The following is a 20,509-nucleotide window of genomic DNA, read 5'->3' on the forward strand; positions in this document are numbered from 1 at the left end:
GAGAGATAAAAAACTACATCCATTAAGAACGGGGGCGCGCGAAGATGGCACATAAAAAGGAGGAGTACAAGGCGGAGCTGTACGGCGACGAGGTACGGGAGAAGTTAGAGGAGTTCGCCGAGAAAGGCTGGGAGTCGATTCCCGAGGACGAACGGGAGAAGTGGTTCTCGCGGTTCAAGTTCTGGGGGGTGTTCCACCACCGCGGCGGCCAGGAGTCGTATTTCATGATGCGGCTGACCAACTGCGGCGGCGTCCTGGAGCCCGACCAGCTTCGGGCCATCGGCGAGGTCGCTCGGGACTACGCGAAGGGACCGGCCGAGAACCCCGAGTTCGGGAACGGCTGGATCGACCTCACGACGCGACAGTCCATCCAGTTGCACTGGCTCAAGCTCGAAGACATCCCGGAGATCTGGGAGAAACTCGAAGCCGTCGGCGTCTCCTCGCGCTCGGCGGGCGGGGATACGATGCGGAACATCTCCGGCTGCCCGGTCGCCGGCAAGGCCGAGGAGTACGTCGAGTCCCGCCCGATTCTGGACGAGATTCAGGAGACCATCCGCGACGATAACGACCTGGCCAACATGCCCCGGAAGTTCAATATCTCGGTGACGGGGTGCAAGCAGGGGTGTGCCCAGGACAGCATCAACGACATCGGGCTGGAGCCGGCCCACAAGTTCATTGCTGGCGAGGAAGTCGAGGGGTTCAACGTCCGCGTCGGCGGCGGCCTCGGCGGCCGCGAACCGCGCGAAGCCCGTCCGCTCGACCTGTTCATCCGGCCCGAACACGCCGTCGAGACGGTCCGTGCCTTCGTCGAGTTCTACCACGAGGTTGGCAACCGGACGAACCGCTCGAAGAACCGCGCTCGGTTTTTCGTCGACGAACACGGTACCGACGCCATCCGGGAGGAACTCGACGAACGGCTTGATTTCGAGTTCGAAACCGCCGGGACCGACTTCCGCGGGGAGTACACGTACAACGCCGGCAAGCACACGGAGTACGGTGCCCACGACCACGTCGGCGTCTACGACCAGAAAGACGACAAGAACTACGTCGGCCTCTCGGTGCCGGTCGGCCGACTCTCCGCCGAGGACGCCATCGAACTCGCGGATCTCGCCGACGCCTACGGCTCCGGCGAGGTGCGACTGACCCGCCGGCAGAACCCGCTCATCATGGACGTACCCGACGGGAATCTCTCGAACCTCCTCAACGAGCCGCTGCTGGAGAAACACTCGCCCGAGCCGAACCCGTTCGTTCAGGGCGCGATGGCCTGTACCGGGACGGAGTTCTGCTCGCTCGCGCTCACGGAGACGAAGGCGCGGATGGCCCGCTTGCTCCGCTGGCTCGGTGACAACGTCGACGTGCCCGACGACGTGGACCGCATCAAGATGCACTTCTCGGGCTGTACGGCCGACTGCGGCCAGGCGATGACGGCCGACATCGGCTTACAGGGGATGCGCGCCCGCAAGGACGGCCAGATGGTCGAAGCCGTCGACGTGGGCGTCGGCGGCGGCATCGGCGAGGAGCCGACGTTCATCGAGTGGGTCCGCCAGCGCGTACCCGCCGACGAGGCACCGGGCATGATCGCCAACATTGTCGAAGCCTACGCCGCGCTTCGCTCGGAGGGTCAGACCTTCCGCGAGTGGGTCGACGCCACCGGTCACGAGACCATCGTCGAACTGGCCGAACCCCACGAGGTCCAGGGGTACACCGACCCGTGTCTAGCCGACGGCAAGCAGTCGTGGTATCCATTCGACGACGGCGAAAGCCCGGCCCCGACCGACGCCGAGGGCCAGCCGATTTCGGCGGACGACTGACCATGGCTGAGACAGACTGCCCGACCGACCACGACGGAGACGATCCGCCGGAATCCGCGGTCAAGGGGGTGGCATACGACGCGGCACCGGAGCTACTGGAGTAACGCGGCCCCGGCTCCGAACAGCCGGATACGCCGACGTGACGTGTCCGTCACAGCGCGTCCGTCTGCCTCTGACAGCTGGGGACTGCTCGTGTCCACGTCCCCGTTCGGTTCTCCGTTTGCCGTATTTTTCCGTTGCGCAGTAGTCGCTGCGCTCTGGCTCTAGTCCCCGTAGTCTCCGAGTTCGCACTCGGTGGCCGGGCCGCCGTCACAGTCGTATCCGACCGCCTTCGTGACGCTGAGCAGGTCGTAGAACCGGCCAAGGGACTGCTCGGACTCGGAGAGCCCTTCGACCACCGGCACGCCACGCTGGGCCTGATGGTCACAGCGCCGCATTGTCTGGCTGCCAAGCCCGACCGAGTACTCGTGGTCTTCCAGTTCCCGGATAACCGCCGGCGGGTAGAAGGTGCCGGCCCGCTCGACGGCCGCGGCGTACTGGAGCGTCTGTGCGTAAGCCAGATGGGCCACGCCGGAGGGCCGCTGTGCGTTCCCGTACTCGGCGGTGAAGGCGTTCTTGAACTCGTTCGAGAGGTCAGACGAGACGCTGGTGTCCCACGCGACCGTCCCGACGACGCCGTCGAGCGCCTTCGAGGCGTTCTGTGCCACGATGCGGTTGTACAGCGGCACCACAATCCCCACCTCGTCCGGGAGAATCTCCTGGGCTTTTGTCAGCGAGTTCGCGGCGTCGAGTCCGTAGTGGTCGAGGAAGACGACCTCCGCGCCGGCGTCCCGGGCCTGCTTGAGCGGCTCCTCGTAGTCCGTCGTCCCGAGACGCGTCGGAATACTTGTGAGTTCGACCCAGCCGCTCGACGTGAAGAAGTCACGGATGGACGACTCCATGGTCTTGCCCCAGTTGTAGTCCGCGTAGATCTGGACGTACTGAGCCTCCCGGCCGAACCGTTCCTTGAGCACCGGAAGCAGCGCCTGTGCGGTCATGTACGCGTTGAACATCTCCCGGAAGCTGTAGCGGACACAGTCCCGTCCCGTCGTGTCGTTCGAGTGGGTCAGACAGCACATGTACGGGACCTTCTGGGCCTGTGCGACGTCCTGCTGGGCGATGGCGACGGAACTGGACGAGCCGCCGGAGAACATGATGACGTCGTCTTGCTCGATCATCTCCTCGGCGTTGGCCGTTGCGACATCCGGTTTCGTCTCCGTGTCCGCGGTGACGTACTCGACGGTCTTCCCGAGCACGCCGTCGCCGCTGAGCACGTCAAAGGAGCGTTGTCCGACCCAGCCACCGCCCTCGTTGAGATGCGTGACCGCGAGCTCATACCCCCGGAGTTCGTCGCGCCCTTCGGCGGCGTAGGTCCCCGACTGTGGGACGTTGAAGCCGAGCGTGACCGTTTCTCCTTCGACCGGATAGTTCCCGAGCGGTGGATGCTCCGGTGTGCTTTCGATTGTCGAACCCCCGCCCTGACATCCCGCCAGCCCGGCGAGCCCTGCGGTACCGACCCCACCGGCGATCTGTAGTACGGACCGCCTGTCAACTGCTCCCCCTCTTTCCGATCCCATACCAGCTTTTTGATGGTAAATATATATAATACTTTTTTCAATAGGAATGAGTGAACAATTAGCATAGAAGGCGCTGGTATCTGGTAGTGACGGCCTTCAGACTGTCTTCTCGGTGATTACATCCACCCTGGCCGTGCGAGGAAAAGGGGGAGAAGAGATAGGGGACCGATGTCAGTCGAGAATGTCGCTGGCTTCGGTGTCTACTGCGACGTCGGTATCGAGGTCGATATCCTGGATGAGCGCGACGAGGTCCTCCAGTTCGGGGAACGTGTACACGGTCATCCCGAGGTCGCCGTCGTCGACGGTGATACGCGAGTCGACGACGAACACCAGGTCGGAGTCCGGCCAGCCGCCCATCTCGTCGACGATGCCGTCGGCCGGCCCGAACACGAAGTTCGGTGTCCCCATGTCGATGGTCGTCTCCAGCACGTTGGCCCACCCGTCGATGAACGCGGAGGTCATGATGTTGCCGATCTCCTGCATCGCCGACCGTTCCATGTCGGAGAACCCCTCGCCCTCGCTTGGCTCACCCATTCCACCCATCATCGCGCTGGCCATCTGCTTGCTGTCGTCTGGTTCGAGCAGAAACAGGACGTAGCCGTAGGGCGGTTCGTTCAGTTCGACGTAGATGCCGACGCCCTTGTCGTCGCCGATGTGTGTTTTGACGTCCGCAATGTCGAGAAAATTGATCTGTGAGGTCCGAACTGTCGCGTCGAGCCCGGTCAGCTGCCCGAGGTTCTCCGCGACTGTCCCAGACCCCTCCTTTGCCATCTGATTGAAAAGGTCCAGCTTCCGCACGTCCACTTTCAAGCCCATATCTTCTGGAGCGGCGCGAGCGGCTTAACGCCACCGCCCCTCAACTGTCGGCCGTCTCGGGTTCGTACGGCCCCAGGTCAGTACACTCGCTTGCGGGATACTCCTCGCAGCCGTACGCGACGTCAGTCGAAAGCTGAATGACGTCGAGTACCTCGGGGCCCTGACTGGATCCTTCGACGACGGGAACAGGTCCCACCGACTGGTGATCGCATGCCCGTAACGTCGCCTCGCCGCGTCCGGCTTGGTACGTGGTGCCTTCGAGTTCACGGATGACGGCCGGCGGTTCGAACGTCCCGGCCCGCTCGACGGCCGCGGCGTACTGGAGCGTCTGTGCGTAGGCCAGTCGAGCCTGGTCTGACGGGACCCGGACCTGATCGTCGGCGTACGCCGCATCGAACGCCTCCGTGAACGCCGTCGAGAGCGGTGTCTCGATGCTGTAATCCCACGAAATAGTGCCGACGATACCGGCCATGTCGGCGCCGACATCGCGGGCCAGTTGCCGACTCACGATCGGCATGACGATGTCCATCTCTTCCGGGACTATATCCGTCGCCTGGTTCAGCGCGGTGACTGCGTCGCGCCCGCGGTAGGACAACACGATGGCGTCGACGTCAGTGTCCACGGCCTCCTGCAACTGCGGCCTGAAGTTCTCCGTTCCGACCCGCGTCTTCGTCGCGCCCATCTCGCTCCAGTTCTCCGACTGGAACCGGCGCTTGAACTGCTCGGACTGCGTGAAACCGAAATCCGAGCTGGCGTACAACTGGTAGAACTCCGTTCGCCCGTCGAACCGCTCGGTCAACACCGGAGCCAGCGCGTTGGCGGCCATCCGACCGTTGTGCATCTCCTGAAACCCGTACCGCGAGCAGCCGATCCCCGTAACGTTCGTCCCCGGCGCGAACCCGAGCATGTGGACCACGCCGCGGGTCGGACAGTACTTGAGCAACTCCCGGGCTGTGTTCGTCGACCCGCCGCCGGCGACCATCACGGCACCGTCCTGCTCGACCAGCGTCTCTGCCACGTCACGGGCCGTTTTCGAACTGGACTCCGTGTCAGCTATGACGCTCTCGACCGTCCGGCCGAGAATGCCGTCCCCGGACAGCGCCTGCCACGCGTCGGTGTCGACCCAGCCGCCGCCCTCGTTGAGGTGGTCGATGGCCAGTTCGAACCCGCGCTGCTGGCCGGTCCCAAGCGGCGAGAACGACCCCGACTGTGGGACTGTGAGGCCAAGCGTCACCTGGTCGTCGTCGACCGGCTGGTTCGCGTACGCTGTGGCACTGCTTGTCGGCGTCGTGGCGCGACTGCCCCCGCCACAGCCAGCAAGTCCGGCGAGCGAACTCGCTCCGACGGCTCCGAGTAGCTCCCGTCGCGTCACCGTTGACCCCCGAGCATCCCAATCCATGATGAAAAATATATTACTACTGCTGTAATTAAACCTTCCTTCATCGCTCAATAGGTCTCCAAACCGATACGGGACGCTACTCACTGCTGTGGTTGCCAGTCGGAAAACAGGCGTCGTCCTCAGGCGTCAGTTCCGTCGACCGGGAACTGCTCGTGTTCGCACACCGTATTCAGTACGACTGACGTCGAGGCAGATCGGATATCCTCGTCGGTCAGCAGCGTCTTTATCCGCTCGTTCATCGACTGCGTGTCGGTGAACTTCCCGACGGCCACGATGTCGTGGTCACCGGTCACCTCGTAGACCGCGATCATCTCGCGTCGGTCCCGTAGCTGGTCCACCACCCGTCCGAGCCCGTCGCCCTCGACGGAGAGCTGGAACACGGCGGTCACGTCGTAGCCCAGCGCCCCGTAATCGATGTCGACGGTGTATTCGTCGATCACACCGGTCGCCTCCAGGTCGTCCATCCGGCGAGACACCGTGGTCGCCGCGATACCGGTCGCGGCGGCGACGTCACGGGCGCTCGCCCGGCCGTCCTGAAGCAGTGCGTTCACTACCTGTCTGTCGGTATCATCGACCATTTCGTCCGCTCAGACTGCCTCTGGGCCTTCTTTACCGGTTCGGACCTGGTAGGCGTTGTCCACGGGGAGGACGAATATCTTGCCGTCACCTTTCTCGCCGGTGTGGGCACCGTCGGCGATGGCGTCGACGACATCCTCCGCGGGGATGTCCGCGACCACCGTCTCGACTTTGACCTTCTGGTGCAGGTCGACGACGTACTCCTCGCCGCGCCACTGCCCCTTCTTTGCGGGCTGTGAGCCGCGACCGGAGACGTTCGTCACTGTCAGCGAGGGCGCGCCGACCTCGGCGAGCGCCTTCTTCACGTCGCCGAGTTTGTCCGGTCGAACCATTGCGACTACCATCTTGATTTCAGAGTCGTCGGTTTCGTCAGTCATCTTGGGAACCTCCGTCAGTACGCATGCTCGGGCTCACTTTACCACCATCGGCGACGACGCTCTCGCCACCACCGAACTCGGGGTAGGTCTCGACGCCGTGTTCGCTGACGTCCAGCCCTTCCTGCTCGTGTTCGGGCGTGACCCGAGCCTGGCCGGCCGCCTTGAGGGCGTACCAGACGACCCCGGTTGCGACAATCGTCCAGCCCGCGATGGCGGCGACGCCGATCAGCTGTGCGATAAAGGCGTTAACGACCGATCCGACCGTGCCGGACGTGGCGACGAACGGGAACAGCAGCGTGCCGAGCACGCCGGCGCTCCCGTGGACCGGGAAGACGGCACAGACGTCGTCGATTTTCATCCGGTTCTCGATGAAGCTGAACACGACCGGCAGCTGTCCGCCCGCGAGGCCGCCGACGACGATTGCGCCCCACCACGTCGTGGTGTCGGGGATCGCCGTGATGCCGACCAGCCCGGCAAGCAGCCCGTTTGCCACGTACAGGGTGTCGACCTTCCCGGTCTTCAGCCACGCGACCAGTCCGGCACCCATCGCACCGCAGGCCATCGCGATGGTCGTCGTCATCGCGACGCGGCCGACCGTCGCGAACGCGCCGAGGGCGAGCGATCCGTCCTCAACGACGAAGACGGTCGCCGCCGTCCCGACGTTGAAGCCGTACCAGCCGAACGCGAGGATGAGCGTTCCCAGAACGGCGAACGTCAGGGAGTGGCCCGGAATGACGTTCGCGGAGCCGTCCTCGTTGTACCGGCCCATGCGTGGGCCGAGGACGTACGCCGCCGTGAGGCCCGCGATGCCGCCCATGCCGTGGACGATCATCCCGCCGGCGAAGTCGTGGAACGCCTCGCCGCCGAAGCTGATGTACGCGCCGGCCCACGTGATCCCGGTGACGACTGGGTAGATGACCGCCGCCAGCAGGAACGTGTACGTGATGTACGCACGGAGCTTGGCCCGTCCGGCGACCGCGCCGGAGACGATGGTCGCCGCCGTCATCGCGAAGACGGCACCGAACAGCCAGCCGACGTAGTCGTTTGCGGCCCCTGCGCCGAAGGCGGGCGAGAAGCCGCTCCCGCCGACCAGGGCACTGATCCCCGAGCCGATCAGGAAGAACACCGTCACGCCGACCGACCAGGTCAGGAGGTTCTTCGTTAGCTGGTTCGCGACGTTCTTCGAGCGCACCTGGCCCGCCTCCAGCATGGCGAAGCCCGCGTGCATGAAGAAAATCAGGAACGATACCACCAGTACCCACAGCAGGTTAACCCCCTCTGCGAGTACGCTCGGATCTACCTGTAGTGCAGTGTAGCTCATTTCTAGCTCACCTGTTTCGTTTTCGTATCTGCAGGCGTCTGAATGTCCAACTTCACTCCACTTTGGCTCAACTTCTTCAACTCTTTCACGAGAAAGGCTCTGGTAACAACACTACATAAGGTTTGCCTTTATGAACACGGAAATTAGAGGGGATGTGGTAGACGACCGTCCAGATTATGGTATGATATTATGGATATAAGGTTGTTCTCCGTCAAGAAAGTCCGTATATGCACACTGGAATTTTGGACGTTTGTTGCCCCCAGTTCCGGCCAGAGGGGGCCAAATAGGCCGTTTTCCCTTGCGCGCGCTCTCAGTCTTCCACCTACACTGCCCGACTGGTCATCGCCTGAGCGCCGCAGTCAGTGCGATTGCGCCCAGTACGACGCTTGCCAGCGCCAGCGGCGACAGCGGCGGCACGTCAAGCTGAAAGAGCAGGGTCGTCACCACGACGGCTCCCCCGACCAGCCCTGTCGTCCCCGCGACGTGCATGAGTTCGACAGGCGTTCCGGGCGCTGTTCCGAGGTCCGCATAGAGGTCGATAGCCGCATGGGCGAAGGTCCAGGCCAGCACCGTCGCGCCGCCGGCGACCAGCACCGTGGTCGTCGTTGCCCCCTGAAGGGCGGCCACCAGCAGCGCCAGGAACAGTGACGCGCTGGCGACGTCGATGAGCCGGCCGGACTGAATCAGTTGTCCGCCGGCGAGCAGCACAACGCCGACGAGGGTGGCGGCGGTCGAGACCGCGCTAATGCCGGCGACGAAAAGCGTCACGACGCCCGCCGTCAGCGCCGCACCGCCACAGACGGCTCCGGTTCGCGGTATCATTGGCCACCCCGCCAGGCCCGTTCGGTTACCTGTTCCAGCGGCTCAGTTGCGGGCCAGTCGTGGACGGCGATGCCGGCGGCTCGCAACCGACGGAGCCGCTCACGGCGTTCAAGCCGTGCCAGCCGGTGGCCCGCCGTGTCCGTCGCGGTCGGGTCGGGACTCAGGACCGTCACCGGGTGGCCGCTGGCGGCGAGTCGACGGACCAGCGCCTCGCTGTCGTCGTCACACAGCGGCCCGAGGAAGACGACGTTCGCCGCTGTCGGCAGTTGTGCGATGAGCTTCGTTGTGTCCGGTGTTCGGGTGACCGATGTCGCGGCGAACGCGCGGTCGGTCCTGAGCAGGTCCCGGGCCTGTTGCTGGTGCGCGGCGCTCGTGCCCGGTGCGAGCCACGCTCCGTGTGGCGAGTACGCCGCGACGCCGACCTCGTGGCCGTCCTCGGGGAGCCCCTCGACGAGGGCGACGGCAGCCATCGTCGACCGCTCGATGGCTGTCTCGGCGTCCGGACGCGGCGCGAGCGCGGCGGCTGCTCTGGCGTCGACGACCACCACGACCGTCGCGGATTGCTCGCGGCGGAACTCGACGGTCCGCAGGTCGCCGGTGCGGGCGTACTGATTCCAGTCGACGCGGGAGAGCGGGTCGTTCGACCGGTGCTCCCTGACCGCGTAGAAGGAGACCCCTTCGCCGCCCTCGTCGACGGGTACCGTCCCGGGTCGGCGGGCCACTGCGGGGACCAGCGGCAACAGCGCCGAACTGGTCGGCTGTTCCCAGGTGACGGTGTCGGGTTCGGCCGTGACGTGCGTTCGTCGGGCGGCGACGCCGACAACGTCCCTGACGACGACCGTCGCCGGGTCGAACACGCAGCGGTCGGTCCCGCCGGTAATCTCGTAGGTAATCGTCGTCGATGCGCCGGGCCGCAGCGCCGTCCCCAGCGACGCCGACCCGTCAACGACGCGGACAGAATCCGGCACGCCGTCGGCGAGCCGGAGGTCCGGAATCGTCCGTGATCCGTCGTTGCGGACGGTGAGCGCCACGGTGACCCGCTCGCCGAGTGCGGGTTCTGTCGGTGTGATGGATCGCTGTATCGACACGTCCGCCGCCGGCGGGACAGCGACCCGGTCGTACGCGCTCAGCGTGACGCCGAGCCCGCCCAGCAACACGAGCGCGGGGACCTGCCCCACCAGTCCGACGCCGACGGCGACCAGTGCGGCCCCGGCCAGCCCGAACCAGCGGCCGGTGCGATGGACCTCGCTCATCGCTCCTCGTCGCGTCGTCGGAGTTCCGCCGTCGCGTGGGCGACGCGCCGCTGGAACGGACGGATACCCGAGAGCCACCCGGACAGCCGCGCCCGGAGCGATATCGGTGTCCCGTCGAACAGTTTCCGAGCCGGCTCCCTGTCCGTCCACGCGCCGGACCGGAGCGCGTCCGCTGCCTCGTCGGGAGAGAGCCCGTCGCGCTGGAGGACGGTGACAGCGACCCCCTCGACGCGCCGCCGGATCGCTTCCTGTCCGGCTCCAGCAGCAAGCGCCTCGTCGATATCGTCGCCGGGGACCGTGACGTACTGGCTGTCTGTGTCCGGCAGCGCCATCCCGCGTTCGCTGTCGAGGGAGCGAACCAGGAGCGCGAGGAGCGCGACACCGCCAGCGAAGACGGCCACCGCGAGTATCGGGAGGTCCGAGACAGCGCCCGAGGGCAACAGCGGCGCGCCGAGCGCGGCGAGACTGACGCCGATGGCTGTCGCGACGAGGCCGAGCGCCAGCGGAACCCGGCGCAGTGTCACGTGCCGGCCTCCCCTGCGGACTCGTCTGCGTCTTTGTTCTCAGAAGCCACATCGTCGGGATTCGCCACGATGTCGTCCGTGTCGTCGGTCGCTCGTTCCAGCGCCGCACGGGCTTGGGACTCCAGGTCAGCGTCCGGCCGCTCCCGGCCGTAGCGAACCCGCTCGAACACCGACCGGAGCGAGGCGACGGCGTCGGGGTCGGCCCCGGCCGCCGTCGCGTTCGCCTCGATGTCCTGCGGGGACGATGCATCGTCGTCCACGGTCACCGCATCTTCGAGGGCGGCCCACGCGCGGTACACGTCGTTGGTCAGGGGTACGTCGATTGCAGCCGCGCTATGCGAGGGGGCCTTCGCGGACTCCGCTGTTGCGACGGCTGGCGTTTCGCCGCCCGTCTCGTCGATGGTCCGGCTCTGACCGGCCAGCCGCCAGAGGACGACCAGACCCACTGCGAGGCCGACGGCGAGCGCACCGACTGCCGGGGCGGGGACACTCGGCAGCAGCGCGCGAGCGCCGTTTTCGCTTTCGGGTGGGTCGATGCTACCCGGCGGGTCGCTGAGGCCCTGTCCGTCGGGGTTGTCGATCTCGCTGTCGTCACGGGTCATCTCCGCCTGGTCGGACCCGGTGGCGGCGTCGAGGCTCGCGGCGCCGACGCTGAACGACAGCAGCGCAATCGCGGCGACAACCGCCACGAGGAGGGACTGTCGCTGCATACGGCCACTCCGCCCCTGTCACATGAATAGGTTAGGGACCTGCCGTTCGCTGGAACCCATGGGCGCGGTTCGAACGGGTACACACGGGGACTGGTCCCGCCTATAGTAGCCATTGAAAATCAATGCACACCTGATCGCACGACTGCAGTGCGATCAGTGTGTAAATCGTTTCAATTGTTACTATAGAGTTCGTCAGCGAGGTCCTCGGCGAAGTAGGTCAGAATGAGGTCCGCGCCGGCGCGTTTGATGGACAGCAACGACTCGTAGGCGACCGCTTCGAGGTCGAGCCAGCCCTTCTCGGCGGCGGCGTGGAGCATCGCGTACTCGCCGGAGACGTTGTAGGCGGCGACGGGGTGGTCGTAAGACTCCCGGATCTCCTTGACGATGTCCAGATACGGCAGGGCGGGCTTGACCATCAGCACGTCTGCGCCCTGCTCGACGTCGAGATCGACCTCGCGGCTGGCCTCGCGTGCGTTCGCGGGGTCCATCTGGTAGTGCCGCCGGTCGCCGAAGGCCGGCGCGCCGTCCGCGGCGTCCCGGAACGGGCCGTAGAAGGCCGACTCGTACTTCGCGGCGTAGCTCATGACGGGCACGTCGGTGTCGCCTTGGGCGTCCAGCGCCTCCCGAATCGCCCCGACCATCCCGTCGATCATGCCCGACGGGGCGACCATGTCGGCCCCGGCCGCGGCGTGGCTCGCGGCGATTTTCCCCAGCAAATCGAGCGTCTCGTCGTTACGTACCGTCAGCCGCGGGTTCTCGGCAGCGTCATCTTCGAGGACACCGCAGTGGCCGTGGTCGGTGTACTCACAGAGACAGACGTCCGTGATGATGTAGGCGTCCGTCTCACTCGTGATGCGGCGCGTGGCTTCCTGCACGACGCCGTCTTCGGCCCAGGCGCGGCTCCCGCGCTCGTCTTTCGACTCGGGGACGCCGAACAGCATCACCGCTTCGACGCCGGTTTCGAGGACCTCCTCGACGCGCTCGACCGCCTCGCCGACCGGGACCCGTTCGTGACCCGGCATCGTCTCGATTGGGACTCGCTCGTCGGTCGTCGCGTCGACGAACACCGGCGCGATGAGGTCCGACGCAGAGAGCTCCGTTTCGCGTACCAGCGGTCGCACGCCGTCGGTTCGCAGGCGGCGCGGGCGCTGTGTCAGGTTCATACTGCCATTTCAGACCGTGGCCGGCATGAACCCACCGTTTGTGTGCTTAAACGCAACCACTTTTTTGGCAGACGGAAGCCTATATCGGGGTAGTCGCTCTGTCGTCGGGGCCCGATTTACGAATACATCGGTGAACTGGCCGTATTATAGGCTGTAACTGAATATTCCGGCTAGTCTGGACAGTCAGGACACGCACTGCACACGAACCTGAGCGAAGCTCTCCCATCCACACACTGGCTTGTCCCGATCCATTTCTTACCGGTAGCATTGACGCCCAATAGGTGCAGAATACGCAACTCAGCAAGGAGCGACGGTATCACCGGACAGTCTTTCAGTCCCTGTTTTGGTTACGAGATAGCGGGCATAGTGCTCAGCGTCATACACTGCTTCGCCCTTTGCCGTCGAATATGGTCGTCTAACCCGAACAGTGAGACCACGATCTGATCGGTTTACGACGGTCACCTTTGGACCAACAGTGAATGAACCGACATCCCAGCTATCAAGACAACTCGCATTCTGAAGCCGAGCAGTCACATAGTCCGTTTCCGAGTTTAGTGCGCGTTCTTTGGCTTCAGAGACGTTTATTTGTGCGCCAATGGTTGGGGTTTCCTGACCACTGTCTACGGCCGATTCCGGGGTTGCTGGGCCGTCGGAAAGCGTAGAACATCCCGTGAGCACAAGGCTACAGACAATAGCGAGAAGTAGAGCCCTTTGATCGTACATACAGAGAAATAATTTATAACTGACAAATGCCTTGTGGGAAATCCCATCTTATGACGTGTCATCTATTGCTGCTTCAGCTGTACCCGCAGGAGTAGCTACCAGATACTGGGTCCTCGTGCACCGGTCTGGACAGTCACCAGATAGCAGGAGCCTGTGACGCCTTCGAGGGAATCTCCGGAAAGCAGTTCACTCGATGTCGACGACCTCGATTCGCTCGCGGAGCCACGCCGCCGCGTCGGCAACGGTTGCCGGGTCGTCACCGGTAATCTTCACCCGCCCCGGTGTGTCGTCCTTGCGGGGATAGCTCCCGACGGCAACCGCGAACTGCTCGCGGGCCGCCGTGATGTGGGTGACCAGTGCGCCTTCGGGTGCAGGCGTGTGAATCGTCTCCGTCGTCCGGTCGCCGTCGAACTCGTCGGCAACGGTCTCGTACATCGCTTTCAGTTCCTCGGGGATACCCGGCAGGACGTACACGCGGTCGATGACACAGCCGGCGGCGAAGCTCTCGTCGGTCAGCAGTGCCTGCCCGCCCTCGGGGATCGACGCCCACGCGTCGAGGTCCAGGTCCATGTCGTAGCGGTCCACCATTTCGGGGTTGTCCGCGGCGAACTGCTCGGCCTTCGCTTCGAGGTGGGCGCGGACGTCCTCGGGTACGACGAGGTCCCGGCCGAACGCCTGTGCCACGCCGGCTTTCGTCACGTCGTCCGGTGTCCCGCCGATGCCGCCGGTGACGATGACCGCGTCGAAGGCGTCGTGATACCGCGCCACGGCGTCGGCGATGACCGCCTCGTCGTCGGGCACAGTCAGGACTCGGGTGACGCTTGCGCCGGCGGCCGTGAGCTGGCGGCCCAGCCACGACGCGTTCGTGTTCTCCGTGTCGCCAGCGAGCAGTTCGTCACCGACGGTGAGCAGTGCGACCTCCATCATCTCGCTGTGAGTGTCTGGCGGCGTTAAGCGTTTGGCTGGACGCAGGTGGACACAGACTCAGGTGTCGTCGGCCCGCTGCGGACCGAATGAATATGGATAGTGTATAATGGCATTATATCTAGTCTAGCCATATTTCGGTAACATACATATACTGGGTCCGGCAATTCAAAATCATGGTACTTGTCACCAATTGTGCTGATTGCGTCAAACGGGTGTACCCGAACCGAAGTCGCGTGCCGAGTACGGACCGCGACAGCGCTGGCCCGGTCGACGAAGCGTCCACAACATCCGCTGGAACGCTGACAGACTGACGCTGCTGGCAGCACACCGCGTCGTCGCGCTATCGGGCTCGTCGCGGTGTGTCGTAACGGCAACTCTTGGCAGGTAGCTACAGCAATGGAACACAGCGATAGCACAGGGCCGGACCGCTCGCTGCTCCGTCGGCTTTCCAGACCGGTTCTCGCGTTCGTTGGACTCGTCGCCGCCGGTGTGTTCGGATTCGTCACGTTCGGTGGCGTCGGCGTCGTCAACGCCCTGTTCTGGCTGCTTGACCCCACGAGCATCGAACTCCACTTCCAGACCCACGAGGGGCCCGCGACGCTGGTCAAAGGCTACGCCATCGTGGTGCTGACCGGTCTCGTCGTCGCTGGACTGTGGATAGGTGAAACAGTGCTGTCGGCAGCCTTCGGCGGCCAGATTCAGCAGGAACTTACACGTATGCAGATTTCGCAACGACTTCAGGAACTGGACGACCACATCGTCGTCTGTGGCTACGGGACGTTCGGACAGACTGTCGCGGAGCAGATAGGCGGCACGGACGCACAGGTGGTCGTCATCGAGAAACAGACAGAACAGTACGAACGGGCGCTCGACGACGGCCATCTCGCGCTGGAGGCCGACGCGAGCCGCGAGGGCGCGCTGACGGACGCGGGCATCAAGCGAGCCGACACGGTCATCGGGGCGATTGACGACACGAACGCAAATATTCAGATTGCGGTGCTGGCGAGCCAGCTTGCGCCCACTGTCCAGCTCATCGTTCGGGCCGGCGACCGACAGGACGAGACCGTGGCCCGCCGCGTGGGCGCGGATGAAGTGATAATCCCCGAAGTCGTCAGCGGAAAACAGGTGTGTGAGCGGCTGTGACCACGGGTCAGACGTTACTCCTCGGATAGTTCGGATTCCAGTGTCTCGACCCGGCGTTCGAGTTCGGAAACCCGCTTCTCGTAGCCGCGTTTACCGTCGAGAAAGTTGTAGACGAGTACCATGCCAGCGGCTGGTAGTCCGATGTACACCGCCAGTACGAGTACCATGAGGATAAGTTCTGTTGCGCCGGGTAGTCCCGGTATCTGGAGGAGGGCCATGGTGAGCCTTTTCGTTTCAGCTACTTGAAAACTCACATCTGAGCGATCAGACTCCCGCTTCCCCGACCGCTTCAGCGAGTAGCTCCGTGACCCCGACGATTTCAAGGTCCTCCTCGTAGCCGCCGGTTTTGCGCCCGTCCTCGTACATCGTCATGCACATCGGGCAGGCAACGACGAACTTCTCGACGGCCGCGCCCGCCTCGGTGTCTTCGAGGGCCTCGCGCAGGCGTTCCTCGCTGGGTTTGCTCTCCTCTTCGAGGTCCATCCAGAGGCCGCCGCCGCCACCGCCACAGCAGAAGGAGTCGTCCCTGTTGCGGGGCATCTCGTGGAGGTCGGCTCCGGTCGCGTGGATGAGGTCCCGCGGCGCTTCGAACTCGCCGTTGTACCGCCCGAGGTGGCAGGGGTCGTGGTAGGTGACAGTGTAGTCCAGTTCGGTCCCGGAGAGGCCGAGCGCGCCCGCATCTGCGAGGTCGGCGACGACCTGCGTGTAGTGGAACACGTCGTCTTCGCCCCACTCACAGGCCTCGAACTCGGGGTACTCGTTCATGAACGTGTTGTAGGCGTGGGGGTCCGTCGTGACGATGGACTGGAACTCACAGTCCAGTATTGCCTCGGCGTTGTCCTCGACGAGCATCTCGTAGAGCCCTTCCTCGCCGACGCGGCGCACGTCGTTGCCGTCGGTCTGTTCGGCCTCGTAGAGGATGCCGTAGTCCACGTCGGCGGCCTCGAAGACGGTGGCGAGCGCCTGCGCAATCTTCTGGTTGCGCTCGTCGTAGCTCGGGTAGTCGCCGACGTACCAGAGGTACTCCACCGGTTCGTCGCGGGCGTCCGGCACCTCGAAGTCGAGGTCCTCGGTCCAGTCCGGCCGGGCGCGCTCGGGGTCGCCGAAGGTGTTGCCGTGCTGGAACACGTTCATCATCGCGTCCTGGACGTGTTCATCCATCTCGCCGGCCTCGGTGAGCCGGCGGTTCATCTCAGTGAACTGCGTGACGTGTTCGATGTCGACCGGACAGGCGTCCATGCAGGCCATACAGGACATGCAGGACTCCATCGTGTGGGCGTCGATGACCGAGGTGCCGCCGTCGGCGATGATAGGCACGTCCTCGCCGCCGGCGTCGCGCTCCTCGCGGTAGCGTTTCAGGTCGAGGATGACGTTCCGCGGGTCCAGCGGCCGCCCGGACGCTTTTGCCGGACAGACCGACGAGCACCGGCCGCACTTGGTACAGGCGTCGTGGTCGAGCAGTTGCTTCCAGGAGAAGTCGTCGATGTCGCTGGGTCCGATATCGTCGGGGTCAGCGTCGGCCGGGACGCCGGGTAGTCGCACGCCGGCTTTCTCGTCGCGGGCGACGAGGTTGGCAAACGACGAGAGCATGTGGAACGGCTTCGCGTAGGGTATCCAGGCGACGAACCACAGCGCGACCAGCGAGTGGCTCCACCAGACGAACGGGTACGCACCCGCTGCCATTTCCGGTGTCATCCCGGCCATGACGAGCACTTCCTTGACCGACCAGCCGACGAAGCTCACCGTCTCGAAGGAGACGTCACGCACCGTCGAGGTACCGAGAATACGGATGCCCTCGGTGAGGTAGCCGCCGACGCCCAGCACGAACAGCGCGCCCAGAAACAGGTCGTCTTCGCGGGAGGTGTGGCGGTCGTGGAGGCGGTCGAGCTTGCGGCCGTAGCGCCGCCACAGCGCGACGCCGACGCCGACGACGAACAGCAGCCCCATCGCGTCCATGACGAACGAATAGGAGAGGTAGAACTGGCCGACGAAGAAGGATTCACCGGTCAGCGGCCGATAGAGGTCCATGTCGATACCCAGAATCGTCGTCCCGATGAGCAGCGTCAGAAAGCCCCAGACGATGAACGCGTGCATCACGCCGGCGACGGTGTCGCGGTCCAACTGCTTCCGGTTCGACAGCGCCAACTGCGCCGCCGCGAGGGTCCGCTGGGGCAACTCGTCCAGGCGGTCGAAGGGGTCGTCGCTGCCCTGGGCATAGCGGGTGACGCGGTTGTACACACCGTACAGAAAGACGATGATGGCGAGCGCTGCCAGATAGTAGAACAGCGCTTTCCCCACGTCGCCGATACGCCAGAACGTCGGGCGCGTGGTCGTCTGGAGTATAGATGACATACGGTAACACGCGATTTGTGTCCGCTTAAATCTTGCCACGCCCCGCCGCAGTCCTGCGAGAATTAGTGACCTGTTGAAAGTTTCCCCGTGTTACGTTGCTCATCCGACAGATATATGACTCCCGAGAAGTAGTTTCATGTTCGATGGACGAGAAGACCGAAGAACTCCGTGACATCTTCATGGACGTCTCCGACGAGGGGGCTGTGACGGAGTCTCAGGAAGCGTCGAGAGGGTCCCTGGCCGATACTGACGAGGCCGGTGTCGCGGACCGACTCGGTGATGTCATCGCGCGGATGCGCGAGCGGTACGAGTTCCGAACCGACCTCGCCGACGAATCCCTGGTAACAGTGGTCCGACTGTTCTACGAGGGGAGCGACGACGCGACCATCGCGGCCGAAATCGGCGCGGACGAGCCTGACGTGGTCGAGGCGCGGCTGGACCTGCATCTCCTCCGCGACGAGGACACAGAGGCACCGTTCGACCTGGCCGAGTTCCGCCGCCGCGTCGCCGACGACGACCCGTCCGTCGCCGACCTCGCCGCCGAGTTCGACATCGACGAGTCCTGGGCCGCCCACTACCGCCGCGTCGTCGCCGCACAGGACGCCGCGCGCCGGGTCTCCCACCGGTTCCAGAGCGAGTTCGAGGACGTGCTCACCGACGCCGGGCTGTCGACACAGCACGCTGCCGGCCTCCGCGAAGACGGTCTCGACGAAGCCACTGAGGACATCGACTCGCTGGATTCCGGCGCTGACGTGTCGATGTAACGCTGCGCATTCTTCTGTGCTAGCGGTCGGCCGAGATGGCGGGCCTTTCTGGCTGTGCGAAACACGACCGTTCCGTCCCGCCGAACCTTCTTGTAGGAGTACACGACCAGGCGGGGCCATGTCGACCCATACGTTCCGGGAACTGGAAACGGCCGCCTACTGCCCGCGGAAGCTCTACTACCGTCGCCGCGACGGGGCGAGCGAAATCCCCGACGAGATTGAGTCGGTTCGCCGGCTCGCCCGTGATTACGAGCGGCTGCTGACCGACGACGCCGCCCTGCTGGCAGCCCCCATCGAAGTGGGTCCGGACGAGTACCGCGACCGGCTCAGAGGGCTTCGAGAGCGCCTGGCCGACTGGGACGCGCTGGTCGCCCCGGCGGCGACCGACGCGTATCTCGAAGGGAAGGACGCCCGCGGTATCGCACACAAGGTCGTCGCCGGGCGGGACGGTCCGGTCCCGTCGCTCGTCTTCGCCGGTCGGCCGCCCGAGGACGGTGTCTGGGAGCCCCAGACCGTGCGGTTGGTCGCCGCCGCGAAGGCGCTCTCTTGGGAGCGCGAGCGTGACATCGACATCGCCTACGCCGAGTATCCGGCATACGGCGTCATCCGGCGCATCGAGGTGAACGCACGGCGGGCCGGCGTCTACCGTCGGGCGGTTCGGACTGCCGACAGCATCGACGGCCCGCCCGGACGGGTACACAACGACGCGAAGTGCGAGCCCTGTGAGTTCAGCGACGACTGCGGGGTGAAGACGCGGTCGCTACGGTCGATGCTACGATAGGGCAGATAATCGCCCGGACAGCGGTGAGTGTCAGCCTTGGGCTTCGAGCCACGACTCGACGGCGTCAGCGTGTGCGCCGCGGCGGTGTATCGTTCCGGTGTCGACGTTCACCACCGTCGAGCCGGTCCCGCCGTCGGTTTCGCCGGCGTCGAGCACGACGGCGGCGCGCTCCCGGATGGCGTCGAGGTCGTCGACGGAGCGGGCGCTTGGGTTGCCGGAGATGTTGGCGCTGGTGGCGGTTAGCGGCCCGGTCTCGGCGAGCAGTTCGAGCGCGAGGTCGTGGTCGGGGACCCGAACCCCGACGCGGTCCCGGCCGGCGACCAGCACGTCCGGCACTGCGTCGCGGCGCTCGACGACGACGGTGACCGGGCCGGGGAGGAACTCGCGCATGAACGCCAGTTCGCGGTCGCTTGGGTGCGTGTACTCGCGGGCGGACTCGACATCGGGGACGGCCATCGACACCGGCTTGTCGCGCTCGCGACCTTTCGCCTCGAACACACGCTCGACGGCATTAGCATTGAGCGCGTCCGCGCCGAGGCCGTACACCGTCTCCGTGGGATAGACGACCAGCTCTCCGTCGCGGACCGCTGCCGCGGCGTCGTCGACTGTCGCCATCGTTAGAGCTGGGCTTCGACGTCGTCGTAGTCGGGGAAGTCGGGCCACTCCTGGGCCACCCAGGCGTATTCGATGGTCCGGTCGCTATCGAGGACGAACACCGACGGGCGCGGTTCCTCGATTCCGGCCATCCCGTCGAGGTCCATGTCGATGTCGTACTGCTCTGCGACGCCGTTGGCCGGGTCCGAGAACAGCCGGTAGTCCCCCTCGATATCCCGCTCTTCGAGCAACTGCTTGTGCTCGTACGGCGTCGAGATGGAGACGCCGACGACGGTGGCCTGCTCGTGCCACGCGCGGTCGCGGATCTCGTTCCAGATGTACGTCGCCGGGAACGCGCCGTCCATCGCGTGGAACACGAGGACGACCCGGTCGCTGTCGGCACACAGCGACGAGAGCGACTCGTCCTCCCAGAACTCGTCGTTGACGAGCGGGCGTGTGAAATCCGGCGCGGTGTCGCCCTCGTCGGGATGGTCAACCGGGTCGAGGTCGACGACGTCGAAATCGAGTTCCATCAGGCCACACCCCCTGCGGTCTCCTCGCCCTCGCCGTAGGTCCGCTCCAGATACGCGACGATGTTCGCGCTCTCGGACATCGTGACGCCGGTGTTCTCGTCGACGATGGCCGGGACGGTCCGCTTGCCGGACAGTCGCTTGACCACGTCACGGTCGGCGTGCATCGGCTCGACGAACCGCGACTGGTAGTCGAGGTCGTAGGCGTCCAGCTTCCGGACGACGCGCTCACAGAACGGACACGCCTGCAACCGGTACAGCGTGATATCGGACTCGCTCATACTCTGTGGAGTGATACGCGTGAAAG

The 20,509-nt window shown here is 64.9% G+C and carries 21 protein-coding genes; 4 read left to right on the forward strand and 17 right to left on the reverse strand.

What is annotated here, in order from left to right:
- Positions 1-44 precede the first annotated feature (44 nt).
- On the forward strand, positions 45-1,811 hold the full coding sequence (locus tag Har1131_RS02640) for a nitrite/sulfite reductase (protein WP_151144967.1): 1,767 nt from the start codon (positions 45-47) through the stop codon (positions 1,809-1,811).
- 263 nt (positions 1,812-2,074) lie between these two features.
- Here the strand turns inward: Har1131_RS02640 and Har1131_RS02645 are convergent, their stop codons facing one another.
- The 12 genes from Har1131_RS02645 to Har1131_RS02700 form a co-directional block, all read right to left on the reverse strand.
- Positions 2,075-3,427: a substrate-binding protein gene (locus tag Har1131_RS02645; RefSeq protein WP_151144970.1), complete on the reverse strand. Its 1,353-nt coding sequence runs from the start codon at positions 3,425-3,427 to the stop codon at positions 2,075-2,077.
- Between the two features lie 171 nt (positions 3,428-3,598).
- Positions 3,599-4,243 carry a chemotaxis protein CheC gene (locus tag Har1131_RS02650; protein ID WP_014041647.1) on the reverse strand — a complete coding sequence of 215 codons (645 nt, stop codon included), beginning with the start codon at positions 4,241-4,243 and terminating at the stop codon, positions 3,599-3,601.
- Positions 4,244-4,283: 40 nt separating this feature from the next.
- Positions 4,284-5,642 (reverse strand): substrate-binding protein, encoded by a 1,359-nt coding sequence (locus Har1131_RS02655; RefSeq protein WP_146417664.1) that lies wholly within the window; start codon positions 5,640-5,642, stop codon positions 4,284-4,286.
- 119 nt (positions 5,643-5,761) lie between these two features.
- Positions 5,762-6,220 (reverse strand): HTH-type transcriptional regulator Lrp, encoded by a 459-nt coding sequence (lrp, locus tag Har1131_RS02660; protein ID WP_014041645.1) that lies wholly within the window; start codon positions 6,218-6,220, stop codon positions 5,762-5,764.
- Positions 6,221-6,229: 9 nt separating this feature from the next.
- Positions 6,230-6,595 (reverse strand): P-II family nitrogen regulator, encoded by a 366-nt coding sequence (locus Har1131_RS02665; RefSeq protein WP_004517663.1) that lies wholly within the window; start codon positions 6,593-6,595, stop codon positions 6,230-6,232.
- Entirely contained in the window at positions 6,588-7,916 is a 1,329-nt protein-coding gene (locus Har1131_RS02670) for an ammonium transporter (RefSeq protein WP_014041644.1), read from the reverse strand. Before Har1131_RS02670 ends, Har1131_RS02665 begins: the two co-directional genes overlap by 8 nt.
- A gap of 339 nt (positions 7,917-8,255) precedes the next feature.
- Positions 8,256-8,738, reverse strand: coding sequence for a hypothetical protein (locus Har1131_RS02675; RefSeq protein WP_151144975.1), 483 nt, complete (start codon positions 8,736-8,738; stop codon positions 8,256-8,258).
- Complete coding sequence (locus tag Har1131_RS02680) at positions 8,735-9,991, reverse strand: DUF58 domain-containing protein (protein WP_151144978.1); 1,257 nt, start codon at positions 9,989-9,991, stop codon at positions 8,735-8,737. Before Har1131_RS02680 ends, Har1131_RS02675 begins: the two co-directional genes overlap by 4 nt.
- Positions 9,988-10,515, reverse strand: coding sequence for a hypothetical protein (locus tag Har1131_RS02685; protein WP_151144981.1), 528 nt, complete (start codon positions 10,513-10,515; stop codon positions 9,988-9,990). The genes Har1131_RS02680 and Har1131_RS02685 overlap by 4 nt, the downstream gene beginning before the upstream one ends.
- A complete protein-coding gene (locus Har1131_RS02690) occupies positions 10,512-11,225 on the reverse strand; it encodes a DUF4129 domain-containing protein (protein ID WP_129755784.1) in 714 nt (237 codons plus the stop codon). The genes Har1131_RS02685 and Har1131_RS02690 overlap by 4 nt, the downstream gene beginning before the upstream one ends.
- Positions 11,226-11,395: 170 nt before the next feature.
- Entirely contained in the window at positions 11,396-12,388 is a 993-nt protein-coding gene (hemB, locus tag Har1131_RS02695) for a porphobilinogen synthase (RefSeq protein WP_050037240.1), read from the reverse strand.
- Positions 12,389-13,297: 909 nt separating this feature from the next.
- Positions 13,298-14,035 (reverse strand): molybdopterin-binding protein, encoded by a 738-nt coding sequence (locus Har1131_RS02700; RefSeq protein WP_151144984.1) that lies wholly within the window; start codon positions 14,033-14,035, stop codon positions 13,298-13,300.
- Between the two features lie 399 nt (positions 14,036-14,434).
- On the opposite strand from Har1131_RS02700, the gene Har1131_RS02705 reads away from it, so the two are divergent.
- Positions 14,435-15,181: a TrkA family potassium uptake protein gene (locus Har1131_RS02705; protein ID WP_014041634.1), complete on the forward strand. Its 747-nt coding sequence runs from the start codon at positions 14,435-14,437 to the stop codon at positions 15,179-15,181.
- 14 nt (positions 15,182-15,195) lie between these two features.
- Here Har1131_RS02705 and Har1131_RS02710 read toward each other — a convergent pair whose 3' ends face one another.
- On the reverse strand, positions 15,196-15,399 hold the full coding sequence (locus Har1131_RS02710; RefSeq protein WP_023843459.1) for a hypothetical protein: 204 nt from the start codon (positions 15,397-15,399) through the stop codon (positions 15,196-15,198).
- A 46-nt stretch (positions 15,400-15,445) separates the two neighbouring features.
- Positions 15,446-17,533: a (Fe-S)-binding protein gene (locus Har1131_RS02715; RefSeq protein WP_050037238.1), complete on the reverse strand. Its 2,088-nt coding sequence runs from the start codon at positions 17,531-17,533 to the stop codon at positions 15,446-15,448.
- A 143-nt stretch (positions 17,534-17,676) separates the two neighbouring features.
- On the opposite strand from Har1131_RS02715, the gene Har1131_RS02720 reads away from it, so the two are divergent.
- Together Har1131_RS02720 and Har1131_RS02725 are read left to right on the forward strand one after the other, a co-directional pair.
- Positions 17,677-18,297 carry a conditioned medium-induced protein 4 gene (locus tag Har1131_RS02720; RefSeq protein ID WP_151102663.1) on the forward strand — a complete coding sequence of 207 codons (621 nt, stop codon included), beginning with the start codon at positions 17,677-17,679 and terminating at the stop codon, positions 18,295-18,297.
- A gap of 118 nt (positions 18,298-18,415) precedes the next feature.
- Entirely contained in the window at positions 18,416-19,078 is a 663-nt protein-coding gene (locus Har1131_RS02725) for a hypothetical protein (RefSeq protein ID WP_151102662.1), read from the forward strand.
- A 30-nt stretch (positions 19,079-19,108) separates the two neighbouring features.
- On the opposite strand, the gene Har1131_RS02730 is transcribed toward Har1131_RS02725, so the two are convergent.
- The 3 genes from Har1131_RS02730 to Har1131_RS02740 are packed head-to-tail and all read right to left on the reverse strand — an operon-like array spanning position 19,109 to position 20,483.
- Positions 19,109-19,693, reverse strand: a complete 585-nt coding sequence (locus Har1131_RS02730) for an L-threonylcarbamoyladenylate synthase (RefSeq protein ID WP_050037236.1) — start codon at positions 19,691-19,693, stop codon at positions 19,109-19,111.
- Between the two features lie 2 nt (positions 19,694-19,695).
- Complete coding sequence (locus Har1131_RS02735) at positions 19,696-20,205, reverse strand: redoxin domain-containing protein (protein WP_151144987.1); 510 nt, start codon at positions 20,203-20,205, stop codon at positions 19,696-19,698.
- On the reverse strand, positions 20,205-20,483 hold the full coding sequence (locus tag Har1131_RS02740) for a glutathione S-transferase N-terminal domain-containing protein (RefSeq protein WP_014041628.1): 279 nt from the start codon (positions 20,481-20,483) through the stop codon (positions 20,205-20,207). The genes Har1131_RS02735 and Har1131_RS02740 overlap by 1 nt, the downstream gene beginning before the upstream one ends.
- Positions 20,484-20,509: the final 26 nt, after the last annotated feature.

This window comes from Haloarcula sp. CBA1131 (assembly GCF_008728975.1).
Lineage (GTDB): Archaea > Halobacteriota > Halobacteria > Halobacteriales > Haloarculaceae > Haloarcula > Haloarcula hispanica.

Excerpts from the sequence above, each read along its gene's own strand:
- Har1131_RS02680 (WP_151144978.1), bottom strand. The coding sequence starts at position 9,991 with ATGAGCGAGGTCCATCGCACCGGCCGCTGGTTCGGGCTGGCCGGGGCC.
- Har1131_RS02740 (WP_014041628.1), bottom strand. The coding sequence starts at position 20,483 with ATGAGCGAGTCCGATATCACGCTGTACCGGTTGCAGGCGTGTCCGTTC.
- Har1131_RS02700 (WP_151144984.1), bottom strand. The coding sequence starts at position 14,035 with ATGGAGGTCGCACTGCTCACCGTCGGTGACGAACTGCTCGCTGGCGAC.
- Har1131_RS02675 (WP_151144975.1), bottom strand. The coding sequence starts at position 8,738 with ATGATACCGCGAACCGGAGCCGTCTGTGGCGGTGCGGCGCTGACGGCG.
- Har1131_RS02735 (WP_151144987.1), bottom strand. The coding sequence starts at position 20,205 with ATGGAACTCGATTTCGACGTCGTCGACCTCGACCCGGTTGACCATCCC.
- Har1131_RS02645 (WP_151144970.1), bottom strand. The coding sequence starts at position 3,427 with ATGGGATCGGAAAGAGGGGGAGCAGTTGACAGGCGGTCCGTACTACAG.
- Har1131_RS02690 (WP_129755784.1), bottom strand. The coding sequence starts at position 11,225 with ATGCAGCGACAGTCCCTCCTCGTGGCGGTTGTCGCCGCGATTGCGCTG.
- Har1131_RS02665 (WP_004517663.1), bottom strand. The coding sequence starts at position 6,595 with ATGACTGACGAAACCGACGACTCTGAAATCAAGATGGTAGTCGCAATG.
- Har1131_RS02720 (WP_151102663.1), top strand. The coding sequence starts at position 17,677 with ATGGACGAGAAGACCGAAGAACTCCGTGACATCTTCATGGACGTCTCC.
- Har1131_RS02705 (WP_014041634.1), top strand. The coding sequence starts at position 14,435 with ATGGAACACAGCGATAGCACAGGGCCGGACCGCTCGCTGCTCCGTCGG.
- Har1131_RS02670 (WP_014041644.1), bottom strand. The coding sequence starts at position 7,916 with ATGAGCTACACTGCACTACAGGTAGATCCGAGCGTACTCGCAGAGGGG.
- Har1131_RS02710 (WP_023843459.1), bottom strand. The coding sequence starts at position 15,399 with ATGGCCCTCCTCCAGATACCGGGACTACCCGGCGCAACAGAACTTATC.
- Har1131_RS02655 (WP_146417664.1), bottom strand. The coding sequence starts at position 5,642 with ATGGATTGGGATGCTCGGGGGTCAACGGTGACGCGACGGGAGCTACTC.
- Har1131_RS02640 (WP_151144967.1), top strand. The coding sequence starts at position 45 with ATGGCACATAAAAAGGAGGAGTACAAGGCGGAGCTGTACGGCGACGAG.
- Har1131_RS02715 (WP_050037238.1), bottom strand. The coding sequence starts at position 17,533 with ATGTCATCTATACTCCAGACGACCACGCGCCCGACGTTCTGGCGTATC.
- Har1131_RS02650 (WP_014041647.1), bottom strand. The coding sequence starts at position 4,243 with ATGGGCTTGAAAGTGGACGTGCGGAAGCTGGACCTTTTCAATCAGATG.
- lrp (WP_014041645.1), bottom strand. The coding sequence starts at position 6,220 with ATGGTCGATGATACCGACAGACAGGTAGTGAACGCACTGCTTCAGGAC.
- Har1131_RS02725 (WP_151102662.1), top strand. The coding sequence starts at position 18,416 with ATGTCGACCCATACGTTCCGGGAACTGGAAACGGCCGCCTACTGCCCG.
- hemB (WP_050037240.1), bottom strand. The coding sequence starts at position 12,388 with ATGAACCTGACACAGCGCCCGCGCCGCCTGCGAACCGACGGCGTGCGA.
- Har1131_RS02730 (WP_050037236.1), bottom strand. The coding sequence starts at position 19,693 with ATGGCGACAGTCGACGACGCCGCGGCAGCGGTCCGCGACGGAGAGCTG.